Genomic DNA, 14,139 nt, shown 5'->3' with positions numbered 1-14,139 from the left:
ACAACGCATGACTCGGGGACCCTGTGGATTGCTGGTCCTTCACTGGTCGGGGACTTTCACCCCTTGATCTTTACCGGTCTCCCGGCGCACACTGTTTTTATATACAGTAGTTTTAACTGAGGTATCGATCAAGCCATGTCAGCGTAAGCGGCTGGCTACGCCTTAACCGCTTCGCTTATAACCCCCTATAGCAATGAAGATTATTTGTTTTGTAAATTTTTACGCACAGACAAGCGTAACGCGTCATAAAACTTCACTACGCAATGACTTTCACATGACTATAAAAACAAAACAAAGTAACCACAAATCACTCCACATACACTATACGTTGACTTTATATTTAGACTAGCGCATATTTTACAGCACAAAATAACAAGACAATTTTTGGAGGACGTTTTCTATGCCCGCCCGTGATTATCCCGATAAGCGTGTTGCTCGCGGTGTCGCAAAGGAGGCCGAACTCAGGATGTTAAGTGCGCGCATCGATCCTGCGCTGATGGAGTACATCCGCATTACTGCGTATGAAACACGGAAAAGTAAGCAGGAAATCGTGGCAGAAGCGTTAGCGCTTCACCGCCAAAGAAGTCAGATTGGATCATAAACAGCAAAAGCCCGAAAAATCCTCCGGGCTTTTGCTGGTATCGGGATTACCCCACCAGAGAATTTAACGTCTCCAGCGCCTCAGGCGGCAATACCAGATCGACTGCCGCCAGGTTTTCACGCAGATGCGCCACCGATGAGGTTCCCGGGATCAAGAGGATATTTGGCGAGCGTTGCAGCAGCCATGCCAGCGCCACCTGCATCGGCGTCGCGCCCAGTGAATCCGCCACCGCCTGTAGTCCGGAAGATTGCAGTGGCGTGAAACCACCCAGCGGGAAGAACGGCACCCAGGCAATCCCCTGCTGCGCCAGCGAATCAACCAGCGCATCGTCACCGCGATTCACAACGTTGTACATGTTCTGTACGCACACCACGGAAACCATCTTCTGCGCTTCAGCAACCTGCGAAGCGGTGACGTTGCTCAGCCCAATATGACGAACCAGCCCCTGCTGTTGCAGCTCCGCAAGGGTGCTCAGCGGCGCGGCAATCGAGCCTTCCGCCGGTCCGTGGGCGCTAAACATGATCCGCAGGTTAACCACGTCCAGCACATCCCGCTTCAGGTTACGCAGGTTATCATGCACCGCCTGCGTCAGCTCCTGCGCGGAAAACGCCGGCAGCCAGGAGGCATCCTCGCCGCGTCGGGCTCCGATCTTGGTCACAATCGTAAGGTCGTCCCGGTACGGATGAAGCGCCTCGCAGATAAGCTGGTTGGTCACATGAGGTCCGTAAAAATCGCTGGTATCAATGTGATTCACACCCAACGCCACCGCTTCACGCAGCACTGCCAGCGCCGCATTTTTATCTTTTGGCGGACCAAAAACGCCAGGCCCGGCAAGCTGCATCGCGCCATAGCCAAATCGTTTAACCGTACGCGTTCCGAGCGTGAACGTTCCGCTTTTATCTATGCTGCTCATGCTGACCTTCCTCATAAAAAATGATCCGGATTTACAACAGGTTCCGCAACGAAACCATTAGTTAAGCAATAGTAAAATTAAAGTTTAAATTCGCTACGACGATAGTATTGATGTAACCCTGCCTCTTCTCTTACGGATGACCGCCATGCTGAAAAATCTGCACGTGATTACCGGTATTATCTTTGCCCTCACCATATTCTGTCTGCTGCAAGTTGTCACGGGAGGGTTGTTCTACTCTGCCGTTAACAACGATCGTCACAACTTTCAGAACTCCGGGTTACTCAATGCCCAACAGGAAAGCCTGAGCGACAGCGTTAACACGCTGGTGAAAACGCGCGTTACCGTTACCCGCGTGGCGATCCGCTACCTGAAAAACCAGCGCGATCCGGCCTCTCTCGCGGCGATCAACACGCTGCTGGGCACCGCCAACGGTTCGCTGGCCAAAGCCGAAGACTATTACAAAAACTGGCTGGTTATTCCGCAGGTGAAGGGCCAGAATGCCGCGCTCACCGAAGAGATGCAGAAAGCCTGGAAGCAAATGCACGAGGTGATGCGCTTGTCCATTGAGTATCTGCGCGCAGATAACTATCAGGCCTATGGCGACCTGGACGCCCAGCAGGCGCAGGATGAGATGGAGGCGGTCTATACCCGCTGGCGCGCTGAAAACAACGTTCTGCTGAAAGCCGCCGCCGAAGAGAACCAGAGCAGCTTTACCCAGATGCAGTGGACGCTGGCGGCGATCTTCCTGACCGTGATCGCCGTGCTGGTGGTGATCTGGCAGGGTTTACAGCACCTGCTCCTGAAACCGCTCAACGCCATCATGAACCATATTCGCACCATCGCGAGCGGCGATCTGACGCAAAATGTCGCGATTACCGGGCGCAACGAGATGGGCCAGCTGGCTGCTGGTCTGCACGAGATGCAGCAGTCGCTGGTGAGCACCGTCAGCGCCGTGCGCGGCAGCACAGATTCTATCTACACGGGCGCAGGAGAAATTGCCGCCGGAAGTAACGACCTTTCCGCCCGAACCGAGCAGCAGGCAGCCTCGCTGGAAGAGACCGCCGCCAGCATGGAAGAGCTGACTGCCACGGTGAAACAGAACTCGGATAACGCCCGCCAGGCGACGCTGCTGGCGAAGAATGCGTCTGAAACCGCCGCACGCGGCGGTCAGGTGGTGGATAACGTGGTGCGTACCATGAATGACATTGCCGACAGTTCTCAGCAAATTGCGCATATCACCGGCGTTATCGATAGCATTGCCTTCCAGACCAATATTCTCGCGCTCAACGCGGCGGTTGAAGCCGCCCGTGCCGGGGAACAAGGTCGCGGCTTTGCGGTCGTGGCAGGTGAAGTACGGACGCTGGCCAGCCGCAGCGCGCAGGCGGCAAAAGAGATCAAAGGGCTTATCGAGAACTCTGTCAGCCGGGTGAATACCGGCTCGGAACAGGTGAGCGAGGCGGGTGCGACCATGAAAGAGATCGTCGCGGCCGTGACGCGCGTAACCGATATTATGGCTGAGATTTCCTCGGCGTCTGACGAGCAGAGCCGCGGTATAGAGCAGGTCAGCCTGGCAGTCTCGCAGATGGACAGCGTCACGCAGCAAAACGCCGCGCTGGTACAGGAGTCGGCAACGGCGGCGGCGGCGCTGGAAGATCAGTCTGAACAGCTGCGTCAGGCCGTGGCGGCATTCCGGCTGAACGCTCAGGCATCGCCGGCGGCTCGCCCTAAAAACGTGAAAACGCCCGTACTGCTGCGCCCGTCAGCGGCAGGCGCGAATACAGCTGACGCGAACTGGGAAACCTTCTGAGTGACAGGCGGGCATATCGCCCGCCTGCCTGATTAGCGGCTGCGCTTGGCGTGGCGTTCCCAGTTATCTCGCTTCGCATCCTCTGATTTACGCAACGAGACATAGCATGCTCCGCTGCCGCCGTGATGCGGCTGCGCTTCGCAAAAGGCCTGTACTTCGTCGAACTCGGTCAACCAGCGCGCAAGATAGCTGCGCACTACGTTAGGGTGCGACTGCTGTTCACGCCCTTTACCATGCACGATGATCAGGTTGCGTAGCCCGTCACGTCCGGCCTGGCGAATAAAGGAATAGACCAGCTGGCGGCATTGCTCCGCAGGCTGGCGTAACAGCGTTAAGCTGGCCTGACGGGAATATTTGCCGGAACGCAGCTTATCAAATACCCCCTGCTGTACCCCTTCACGCTGGAACATCAGCGGCTCGTCAAGGGGCAACAGTTCCAGAAACCCCAGCGTCAGAAAGTTATCGAGCTGCTCAGTATCTATTTCCTGACGCGCCCGCGTGTTGCGGCTCTGCTGCCAGTGAATATCCGCGCAGCGTTTGAGCGGCTGGACATCCTCCATGGCGTCAAGAAAAAGTGATTTGTCGTCAGGGTTCATGGAAATCCTCCGGCTACATCTGAGTGATGTACTATACCTGCGCCCGTTGCGGGTCTCAATCATCCGGGCACGGGTTCAAATAATGGCTTAAGGAACAGATAATCGCAGACGCAATAAATTTAATCTAACCTTAACTTAAATTTCAGCCGTAATTAATTAAATAAATTACGTTAAAAAATCGTGAAATCAATCACTCAACGTCCTTCTCTTTTAAGAAAAAGCTGTTATAACTTAATAAACCTGCCCAATGGATAATGCATGTAGGATCCGCGAAAGGATGCACGACTGTGTGTTCTGTGGAGTCTGTCTGATGTCGGGCAGACTCTATTTTTTATTGTTGTTATTTTTATTAAATTAATTTCCTGGCCTCTCTTCGAAACTGCGTGATTAATGATTCGGCAAGCGGTGTCTGGCGAGAATCACGACGTTGAATTAAATAATATGCCGCTTTAGGCAGGGTTTCGACAACCGGCAGCATTATCAGACGGTGCGCCAGAAGCGGATCGCAGCCCAGCTCCTGCGGTAAAATGCTGATGAAATCGCTTTGTGCGACGAGGCTAATACAGGAGGAAAAGGTCTCACAGACAACGCCAATTCGCGGTATTTGAGAGCGATGGTTAAAAGTATCCTGCAACTGCTTATAATAACTTCCCCGGGGCGTAGGCATCGTCCAGTTATATTGCAGAAGCTCATTAATTGAGGTCGCCCCTGTCGCCGGATGTCCTGCCCGACAAAATACGGCAAAAGGCTTTTCGAACAGCTTTTCAAACGTAAATTCGTGATCGTACGGCCCCTGATAATAGGTATTGATGGTAAAGTCCAGCTCACCCTGACGTAATTCATTTATCATCGACACCAGCTGGCCTTCCATAATCCGGACGTTGACCTGAGGATGCTGCGCATGAAAACGCGTAATGACGGCTGGCATCAGGCTGCGTGAAATGCTGGCTCCCATCCCAATATTGATCTGTCCGGCAAGCTCGCCCTGTCGCTGGCGGATGTCATCCTGCGCTGCACGCAGCTCTTCCAGAATCAAATTAGCGCGGTGATAAAACCCTTCCCCGCACTCGGTCAGCGCGACGCCTTTACTCCGGCGCACAAATAGCTGGGCCGCCATACCCTCCTCCAGCTCTTTAATGGATTTGGTCAGCGCGGGCTGCGAAAGATTAAGCGTCCGGCTGGCGCCGCGAATACTGCCCTGTCGCGCCACCTCGACAAACGCCCTGATTTGATGAAATTTAATCTGAAATGACATAACGCAACCGATAACCGTTGTTTATCAGAGTAAAGAAACTGTCATCTACTTTAATGGAAACGGATGTGCGAGGGTAATTCCTGAACGGTTAAAACTGTGAAAAAACGATTAGTGATAAGTAAAAACTATCACAGCGTGAAGCAGTTCACATATTTTAATGATGACAGGAAAAGATATGAACGCACTGGCGCAGTACATCCAGACATTAGCCCCACAACTGAGCGCATGGCGTCGCGATTTCCACCATTTCGCGGAATCCGGTTGGGTGGAGTTTCGCACTGCGGCAAAAGTGGCGGAGATCCTCGCCTCACTGGGTTACGAGCTGGCGATGGGTCGCGACGTGGTCGACGCCGAAAGCCGTATGGGACTGCCCGATGACGCCACCCTTTCGCGAGAGTTTGCCCGCGCCCGGGCGCAGGGCGCGCCGGAGAAATGGCTGGCGCCGTTTGAGGGCGGGTTCACCGGCATTGTCGCGACCCTGAATACCGGCCGCCCGGGCCCAACCCTGGCGTTTCGCGTGGACATGGACGCCCTTGATTTAAGCGAAGCGCTCGACGACAGCCATCGCCCGTTCCGCGACGGGTTTGCCTCCTGCAATCCGGGAATGATGCACGCCTGTGGCCACGACGGGCATACCACCATTGGTCTGGGGCTCGCGCAGGTGCTTAAGCAGTATGAAGCGCAGCTCAACGGCACCATCAAACTGATCTTCCAGCCTGCCGAAGAGGGTACGCGCGGCGCGCGCGCTATGGTCGCCGCAGGCGCGCTGGACGGCGTAGACTACTTTACCGCCATTCATATCGGAACCGGCGTTCCGGAAGGGACAGTGATCTGCGGCAGCGATAACTTCATGGCGACCACCAAATTTGACGTGCGCTTTACCGGAGTCGCCGCACACGCTGGCGGTAAACCGGAAGAGGGCCGTAACGCCCTGCTTGCTGCTGCCCAGGCCGCTATCGCGCTGCATGGCATCGCGCCACACAGCGAAGGCGCGTCCCGGGTTAACGTCGGGGTCATGCAGGCGGGCAGCGGACGCAACGTGGTTCCGGCTGATGCGTTACTTAAGGTTGAAACCCGCGGCGAAAGCGAGGCCATTAATCAGTATGTCTTTGAGCGCGCGCAGGCGGTAATTACCGGCGCGGCGGCGCTCTATGGCGTAACAGCCGGGATAAACCTGATGGGGGCGGCGACCTCCAGCGTCCCTTCCCCGGCCTGGGTCGATTATCTGCGCGAGCAGGCAAGCCAGGTGCCCGGTGTGACTCATGCCATTAATAAGGTCAAAGCGCCTGCGGGCTCTGAAGACGCCACGCTAATGATGGCCCGCGTGCAGCAGAACGGCGGCATGGCCTCGTATATGGTTTTCGGCACCCAGCTGAGCGCCGGACATCACAACGAAAAATTCGATTTTGATGAGCAGGTGATGAACGTTGCCATCGAAACGCTGGCGCGAACTGCGCTTAATTTCCCGTGGACGCGAGGTGTGTAATGCAGGAGAACTACGCTTTTATCGCTGATGCCATCGACACGCGATGTCAGACGTTTACCGATATTGCCGACGACATCTGGGATCACCCCGAAACGCGCTTTGAAGAGTTCTGGTCCGCCGAACGCCTCGCCAGCGCGCTGGAAGCCGAGGGCTTTACCCTGACGCGGGAAGCCGGAGGCATTCCCAACGCCTTTATTGCCAGCTACGGCAGCGGCAAGCCCGTTATCGCCCTTCTGGGCGAATACGATGCCCTGGCCGGGCTAAGCCAGCAGGCACACTGCGCGACGGCGCAATCCGCCACCCCGGGGGCGAACGGCCACGGCTGCGGGCATAACCTCTTAGGCACGGCTGCCTTTGCCGGGGCGGTGGCGGTGAAAAGCTGGCTGGAACAGCACGGCGGCAGCGGAACGGTGCGTTTTTACGGCTGTCCCGGCGAGGAAGGCGGCTCCGGTAAAACCTTTATGGTGCGTGAAGGATTATTTGACGACGTGGACGCTGCCGTGACATGGCACCCGGAAGCCTTTGCCGGGATGTTTAACGTCAGCACGCTGGCCAATATTCAGGCCGCCTGGCGGTTTAAGGGGATCGCCGCCCATGCCGCTAACTCCCCACATCTGGGACGCAGCGCGCTGGATGCCGTGACGTTGATGACCACCGGCACAAACTTCCTCAACGAACACATCATTGAAAAAGCGCGCGTTCATTACGCCATCACCGATACCGGCGGAATTTCGCCTAACGTGGTGCAGGCCCAGGCCGAGGTGCTGTACCTGATCCGCGCCCCGGAGATGGCCGATGCGCAGCAGATCTACGCGCGCATCGAGAAAATCGCCCAGGGCGCGGCGATGATGACCGAAACCATCGTCGAGTGCCGCTTTGATAAAGCCTGCTCCAGCTATCTGCCGAACCGAACGCTCGAAGCGGCGATGTACCGCGCATTGCAGCATTACGGCACGCCGGCCTGGACGGAAGAGGAACGCGAATTTGCCCGTAAAATCCGCGCTACGCTCACGGCAAACGATCTGCAAAACAGCCTGAAAAACATTGCCGCAACGGGGGCCGAAGAGGGAAAAGCGTTTGCCCGACGCCATCAGGAGACGTTGCTGGTGGATGAAGTTGCCCCTTATGCCATCACCGATAACGTGCTGGCAGGCTCCACCGATGTGGGGGATGTCAGCTGGAAGATGCCTGTCGCACAGTGCTTTAGCCCCTGTTTTACCGTGGGCACCCCGCTGCATACCTGGCAATTAGTGGCGCAGGGGCGTACCTCTATTGCCCATAAAGGCATGTTGCTGGCCGGAAAAGTGATGGGCGCGACCGCGCTGCATCTGCTTCAGGATGCCGACCTGTTGCGAAAATGCCGGGAAGAGTTCGAACAACACATAACAGAAAAACCGTACGAGTGTCCGATCCCGCAGGGCGTGACACCGTCACCTTTAAACCTAGATTCTACGTCAGTACTTCAAAAAGCATAATCAAAGCCTTGATAAATATGCATTCCTTCGAAATTCAGCTTTCACCCATTGGGTGAAAGAAAAGTGCTCAAAAATATGTTAAATTATCAGCTTTTATGACTCGATATATGGTAAAATAATAGTAAGAAAAGTAGTAAAAAGGGGTTCTAATTATGATTAATAAAATTGATTTCAAAGCTAAGAATCTAACATCAAATGCAGGTCTTTTTCTGCTCCTTGAGAATGCAAAAAGCAATGGGATTTTTGATTTTATTGAAAATGACCTCGTATTTGATAATGACTCAACAAATAAAATCAAGATGAATCATATAAAGACCATGCTCTGCGGTCACTTCATTGGCATTGATAAGTTAGAACGTCTAAAGCTACTTCAAAATGATCCCCTCGTCAACGAGTTTGATATTTCCGTAAAAGAACCTGAAACAGTGTCACGGTTTCTAGGAAACTTCAACTTCAAGACAACCCAAATGTTTAGAGACATTAATTTTAAAGTCTTTAAAAAACTGCTCACTAAAAGTAAATTGACATCCATTACGATTGATATTGATAGTAGTGTAATTAACGTAGAAGGTCATCAAGAAGGTGCGTCAAAAGGATATAATCCTAAGAAACTGGGAAACCGATGCTACAATATCCAATTTGCATTTTGCGACGAATTAAAAGCATATGTTACCGGATTTGTAAGAAGTGGCAATACTTACACTGCAAACGGTGCTGCGGAAATGATCAAAGAAATTGTTGCTAACATCAAATCAGACGATTTAGAAATTTTATTTCGAATGGATAGTGGCTACTTTGATGAAAAAATTATCGAAACGATAGAATCTCTTGGATGCAAATATTTAATTAAAGCCAAAAGTTATTCTACACTCACCTCACAAGCAACGAATTCATCAATTGTATTCGTTAAAGGAGAAGAAGGTAGAGAAACTACAGAACTGTATACAAAATTAGTTAAATGGGAAAAAGACAGAAGATTTGTCGTATCTCGCGTACTGAAACCAGAAAAAGAAAGAGCACAATTATCACTTTTAGAAGGTTCCGAATACGACTACTTTTTCTTTGTAACAAATACTACCTTGCTTTCTGAAAAAGTAGTTATATACTATGAAAAGCGTGGTAATGCTGAAAACTATATCAAAGAAGCCAAATACGACATGGCGGTGGGTCATCTCTTGCTAAAGTCATTTTGGGCGAATGAAGCCGTGTTTCAAATGATGATGCTTTCATATAACCTATTTTTGTTGTTCAAGTTTGATTCCTTGGACTCTTCAGAATACAGACAGCAAATAAAGACCTTTCGTTTGAAGTATGTATTTCTTGCAGCAAAAATAATCAAAACCGCAAGATATGTAATCATGAAGTTGTCGGAAAACTATCCGTACAAGGGAGTGTATGAAAAATGTCTGGTATAATAAGAATATCATCAATAAAATTGAGTGTTGCTCTGTGGATAACTTGCAGAGTTTATTAAGTATCATTGCAGCAAAGATGAAATCAATGATTTATCAAAAATGATTGAAAGGTGGTTGTAAATAATGTTACAATGTGTGAGAAGCAGTCTAAATTCTTCGTGAAATAGTGATTTTTGAAGCTAATAAAAAACACACGTGGAATTTAGGGACTATTCATGTTGTTGTTATTTCGTATCTTCCAGAATAAGGAATCCCATGGTTAAAAAATCACTGCGCCAGTTCACGCTGATGGCGACGGCAACCGTCACGCTGTTGTTAGGAAGTGTGCCGCTGTATGCGCAAACGGCGGACGTACAGCAAAAACTTGCCGAATTAGAGCGGCAGTCGGGAGGCAGACTGGGTGTGGCATTGATTAACACAGCAGATAATTCGCAAATACTTTATCGTGCTGATGAGCGCTTTGCGATGTGCAGCACCAGTAAAGTGATGGCCGCGGCCGCGGTGCTGAAGAAAAGTGAAAGCGAACCGAATCTGTTAAATCAGCGAGTTGAGATCAAAAAATCTGACCTTGTTAACTATAATCCGATTGCGGAAAAGCACGTCAATGGGACGATGTCACTGGCTGAGCTTAGCGCGGCCGCGCTACAGTACAGCGATAACGTGGCGATGAATAAGCTGATTGCTCACGTTGGCGGCCCGGCTAGCGTCACCGCGTTCGCCCGACAGCTGGGAGACGAAACGTTCCGTCTCGACCGTACCGAGCCGACGTTAAACACCGCCATTCCGGGCGATCCGCGTGATACCACTTCACCTCGGGCAATGGCGCAAACTCTGCGGAATCTGACGCTGGGTAAAGCATTGGGCGACAGCCAACGGGCGCAGCTGGTGACATGGATGAAAGGCAATACCACCGGTGCAGCGAGCATTCAGGCTGGACTGCCTGCTTCCTGGGTTGTGGGGGATAAAACCGGCAGCGGTGGCTATGGCACCACCAACGATATCGCGGTGATCTGGCCAAAAGATCGTGCGCCGCTGATTCTGGTCACTTACTTCACCCAGCCTCAACCTAAGGCAGAAAGCCGTCGCGATGTATTAGCGTCGGCGGCTAAAATCGTCACCGACGGTTTGTAATAGCGGAAACGGAATGGGGAAACTCATTCCGTTTTTGTTTATCGCCTTAGACGGCAAAAGTGCTGTCGCCCACCTGCGCTTGCGCATACCAGGCCATAAGCTCCGTGGTTCCTGGTTCTCCTTCCGCTGGAGCCCAGTGCGCATAGTCATCGGCAGCCACGGGTTGATAGCCACCGTGTTTTACTTCAAAAATTATGCCACCGGTATCCAGCGACAGCACGGCATGCCAGGTTCCTGCGGCCATCTCCAGCACCGTACAGGTTTCCCCCAATATCGCCCGATGGGTGACGGTACCCCGATCGTCAAAATTCAGCACCACGAAACGACCCCTTAATGGCAACAGTAGCTCGAAGGTGTGAGGGTGTCGGTGCGGGCGCACGTAGGTCCCAGGTTAAAATAAAAAAACACAACACAACAACACAACAACAGTCCCGAGGAACGCCCATGAGTATGTCTTCCATACCTTCGCATTCCCCATCCGGTAAGCTCTATGGCTGGGTTGAAAGGATCGGCAATAAAGTGCCGCACCCTTTCCTGCTTTTTATCTATTTAATTGTCATCCTGATGGTCGCGACGGCCGTGCTGTCCGCCTTTGAGGTGAGCGTGCGCAGCCCGGCCGACGGCAGCATGGTGGCAGTGAAAAACCTGCTCAGCGTTGAAGGGTTGCACTGGTTTTTGCCGAACGTGATTAAAAACTTCAGCGGTTTTGCGCCGCTGGGCGCCATCCTGGCGCTGGTGTTAGGCGCGGGACTGGCCGAGCGCGTGGGTCTCCTGCCCGCGCTGATGGTCAAAATGGCCTCGCACGTCAGCGCGCGTTATGCCAGCTATATGGTGCTGTTTATTGCCTTCTTCAGCCATATCTCGTCCGACGCGGCACTGGTGATCATGCCGCCGATGGGGGCGCTGATTTTCCTCGCCGTTGGTCGTCATCCTGTTGCGGGCCTGCTGTCGGCGATTGCGGGCGTCGGCTGTGGGTTTACCGCTAACCTGCTTATCGTGACTACCGATGTGCTGCTCTCCGGCATCAGCACAGAGGCAGCCAGCACCATCGATGCGACCATGCACGTCAGCGTGATCGACAACTGGTACTTTATGGCCAGTTCAGTGATTGTCCTGACGATTGTCGGGGGTCTGATTACCGATAAAATCATTGAGCCGCGCCTGGGTAAATGGGAAGGCCGGAGCGATGAAAAGCTGGAGACGCTGAGCAAAGAGCAGCAGTTCGGCCTGCGCGTAGCCGGGATCGTCTCGCTGGCGTTCATTGCGGTGGTGGCGCTGATGGTGGTACCGGAAAATGGCGTACTGCGCGATCCGATCAAACACACCGTACTGCCCTCGCCGTTTATTCAGGGCATTGTGCCGCTGATAATTCTCTTCTTCTTCGTCGTTTCGCTCGCGTACGGCATCGCCACCGGCAAAATCCGCCGTCAGGGAGATCTGCCGCACCTGATGATCGAGCCGATGAAGGAGATGGCGGGTTTTATCGTGATGGTGTTCCCGCTGGCGCAGTTTGTCGCCATGTTTAACTGGAGCAACATGGGCAAGTTTATGGCCGTGAGCCTGACGGACGCGCTGGAGGCGGCGGGGTTGAGCGGTGTTCCGGCGTTTGTCGGCCTGGCGCTGCTGTCGTCCCTGCTGTGCATGTTTATTGCCAGCGGGTCGGCCATCTGGTCGATTCTGGCGCCCATCTTTGTCCCCATGTTTATGATGCTCGGCTTCCATCCGGCGTTCGCCCAGATCCTGTCCCGTATCGCCGATTCCTCGGTGATCCCGCTGGCGCCCGTGTCACCCTTCGTTCCGCTGTTTTTAGGCTTCCTGCAACGCTACAGACCGGAGGCTAAACTGGGTACCTACTATTCGCTGGTTCTGCCCTATCCGCTTATCTTCTTAGGGGTATGGCTGGTGATGCTGGTGGCGTGGTATCTTGTCGGCCTGCCGATTGGACCGGGTGTTTACCCGAGGCTGAACTAAGGAGTACTGATGCTGAGATTACTCGAAGATAAGATTGCGACGCCGCTGGGGCCGCTGTGGGTTATCGCGGATGAAGCGTTCAATCTGCGCGCGGTTGAATGGGAAGAGCACAGCGACCGGATGGTTGAGCTGCTCAACATCCATTATCGCGCCGAGGGATACGAGCGTGTTACTGCCCGTAATCCTGGCGGGCTGAGCGATAAACTGACGGCCTACTTCGAGGGCGATCTCAGCATTATTAATACCCTGCCAACCGCCACGGCGGGCACCCCTTTCCAGCGCGAGGTGTGGCAGGCGCTGCGTAATATTCCCTGCGGGCAGGTGATGCACTACGGTCAGCTGGCAGAACAGCTTGGTCGTGCCGGCGCGGCGCGCGCGGTCGGTGCGGCAAATGGCTCTAACCCCGTCAGCATTGTGGTGCCTTGCCATCGCGTGATTGGGCGCAACGGCACCCTCACCGGCTATGCCGGGGGCGTACAGCGCAAAGAGTGGCTGCTGCGTCACGAAGGGTATTTTCTGCTGTAATTCCCAGGCTTTTTGTGCTTAATTTTCTTCCTGTTAGGTTCATAATCCTTAATCATTCTGTGGAATTTCAAGGAGATGGCAACACGCTGCCGTCTCTTGTCTTTATTGGGGGTTTGCCAGACTTACGTCCTTACCAAAAAGATGTTAAAATTGACCAATATCAATTAAGGCTTGAGCAAACCTATGATCCCGGAAAAGCGAATTATACGACGCATTCAGTCTGGCGGTTGTGCTATCCATTGCCAGGATTGCAGCATCAGCCAGCTCTGTATCCCGTTTACTCTGAATGAGCACGAACTCGATCAGCTTGACAATATCATCGAGCGCAAAAAGCCTATTCAGAAAGGGCAGACGCTGTTTAAGGCGGGAGACGAACTGAAATCGCTCTATGCTATCCGTTCTGGCACCATCAAAAGCTACACCATTACCGAACAGGGCGACGAGCAGATCACCGGCTTCCATCTGGCAGGCGATTTAGTCGGCTTTGACGCCATCGGCAGTGGCCATCACCCGAGCTTTGCTCAGGCGCTGGAAACCTCTATGGTCTGCGAAATTCCGTTTGAGACGCTGGACGATCTGTCCGGTAAGATGCCGAACCTGCGTCAGCAGATGATGCGTCTGATGAGCGGTGAGATCAAAGGCGATCAGGATATGATCCTGCTGCTTTCTAAGAAGAATGCCGAAGAGCGTCTGGCCGCCTTTATCTATAACCTCTCCCGCCGTTTCGCGGAACGTGGCTTCTCCCCGCGTGAATTCCGTCTGACCATGACGCGCGGTGATATTGGTAACTATCTGGGCCTGACCGTGGAAACCATCAGCCGTCTGCTGGGTCGCTTCCAGAAGAGCGGAATGCTGGCGGTTAAAGGTAAGTATATCACCATCGAAAACGGTGAAGCGCTGGCCATTCTGGCGGGTCACTCACGTAACGTGGCATAACTCTCCCGGATATCTTATGCCAGGTCGA

At 53.2% G+C, this 14,139-nt stretch carries 12 protein-coding genes and 1 pseudogene; 9 read left to right on the top strand and 4 right to left on the bottom strand.

Going from position 1 to position 14,139, the window contains the following annotated elements; genetic code table 11:
* The first annotated feature begins 400 nt into the window (after positions 1-400).
* Positions 401-601, top strand: coding sequence for a hypothetical protein (locus ACOTXL_RS22010; RefSeq protein WP_003857516.1), 201 nt, complete (start codon positions 401-403; stop codon positions 599-601).
* A gap of 46 nt (positions 602-647) precedes the next feature.
* On the opposite strand, the gene ACOTXL_RS22005 is transcribed toward ACOTXL_RS22010, so the two are convergent.
* A complete protein-coding gene (locus tag ACOTXL_RS22005) occupies positions 648-1,514 on the bottom strand; it encodes an aldo/keto reductase family oxidoreductase (RefSeq protein ID WP_022651043.1) in 867 nt (288 codons plus the stop codon).
* Positions 1,515-1,659: 145 nt separating this feature from the next.
* Between ACOTXL_RS22005 and tcp the strand changes: the two genes are divergently transcribed.
* Positions 1,660-3,321 (top strand): methyl-accepting chemotaxis citrate transducer, encoded by a 1,662-nt coding sequence (gene tcp, locus ACOTXL_RS22000; RefSeq protein ID WP_023314051.1) that lies wholly within the window; start codon positions 1,660-1,662, stop codon positions 3,319-3,321.
* A 32-nt stretch (positions 3,322-3,353) separates the two neighbouring features.
* On the opposite strand, the gene smrA is transcribed toward tcp, so the two are convergent.
* Positions 3,354-3,917, bottom strand: coding sequence for a DNA endonuclease SmrA (smrA, locus tag ACOTXL_RS21995; RefSeq protein WP_003857522.1), 564 nt, complete (start codon positions 3,915-3,917; stop codon positions 3,354-3,356).
* A gap of 349 nt (positions 3,918-4,266) precedes the next feature.
* Positions 4,267-5,172 (bottom strand): LysR family transcriptional regulator, encoded by a 906-nt coding sequence (locus ACOTXL_RS21990; protein WP_003857524.1) that lies wholly within the window; start codon positions 5,170-5,172, stop codon positions 4,267-4,269.
* Positions 5,173-5,347: 175 nt separating this feature from the next.
* Between ACOTXL_RS21990 and ACOTXL_RS21985 the strand changes: the two genes are divergently transcribed.
* From ACOTXL_RS21985 to ACOTXL_RS21970, 4 genes are all read left to right on the top strand, one after another.
* Positions 5,348-6,658 (top strand): M20 family metallo-hydrolase, encoded by a 1,311-nt coding sequence (locus ACOTXL_RS21985; protein WP_032658257.1) that lies wholly within the window; start codon positions 5,348-5,350, stop codon positions 6,656-6,658.
* Complete coding sequence (locus ACOTXL_RS21980) at positions 6,658-8,133, top strand: M20 family metallopeptidase (RefSeq protein WP_410031845.1); 1,476 nt, start codon at positions 6,658-6,660, stop codon at positions 8,131-8,133. The genes ACOTXL_RS21985 and ACOTXL_RS21980 overlap by 1 nt, the downstream gene beginning before the upstream one ends.
* A gap of 152 nt (positions 8,134-8,285) precedes the next feature.
* Positions 8,286-9,548, top strand: a complete 1,263-nt coding sequence (locus ACOTXL_RS21975) for an IS1380-like element ISEcp1 family transposase (protein WP_000608644.1) — start codon at positions 8,286-8,288, stop codon at positions 9,546-9,548.
* A 255-nt stretch (positions 9,549-9,803) separates the two neighbouring features.
* Positions 9,804-10,679, top strand: a complete 876-nt coding sequence (locus ACOTXL_RS21970) for an extended-spectrum class A beta-lactamase CTX-M-15 (protein WP_000239590.1) — start codon at positions 9,804-9,806, stop codon at positions 10,677-10,679.
* Between the two features lie 46 nt (positions 10,680-10,725).
* Here the strand turns inward: ACOTXL_RS21970 and ACOTXL_RS21965 are convergent.
* Positions 10,726-11,070, bottom strand: a pseudogene (locus ACOTXL_RS21965) (WbuC family cupin fold metalloprotein); the annotation flags it as partial.
* A gap of 53 nt (positions 11,071-11,123) precedes the next feature.
* Between ACOTXL_RS21965 and abgT the strand changes: the two are divergent.
* From abgT to fnr, 3 genes are all read left to right on the top strand, one after another.
* Entirely contained in the window at positions 11,124-12,650 is a 1,527-nt protein-coding gene (abgT, locus tag ACOTXL_RS21960) for a p-aminobenzoyl-glutamate transporter (RefSeq protein WP_045351174.1), read from the top strand.
* A gap of 9 nt (positions 12,651-12,659) precedes the next feature.
* Positions 12,660-13,175, top strand: coding sequence for a methylated-DNA--[protein]-cysteine S-methyltransferase (ogt, locus tag ACOTXL_RS21955; RefSeq protein ID WP_003857532.1), 516 nt, complete (start codon positions 12,660-12,662; stop codon positions 13,173-13,175).
* Between the two features lie 183 nt (positions 13,176-13,358).
* Entirely contained in the window at positions 13,359-14,111 is a 753-nt protein-coding gene (fnr, locus tag ACOTXL_RS21950; RefSeq protein WP_000611906.1) for a fumarate/nitrate reduction transcriptional regulator Fnr, read from the top strand.
* The last annotated feature ends 28 nt before the right edge of the window (positions 14,112-14,139 follow it).

The organism is Enterobacter cloacae complex sp. IR5402 (assembly GCF_049238125.1).
In the GTDB taxonomy this organism is placed as follows: Bacteria; Pseudomonadota; Gammaproteobacteria; order Enterobacterales; family Enterobacteriaceae; genus Enterobacter; species Enterobacter hormaechei_C.
Note: the sequence above shows the minus strand (reverse complement) of the source record. Positions and strands in the feature narration are given on the sequence as shown.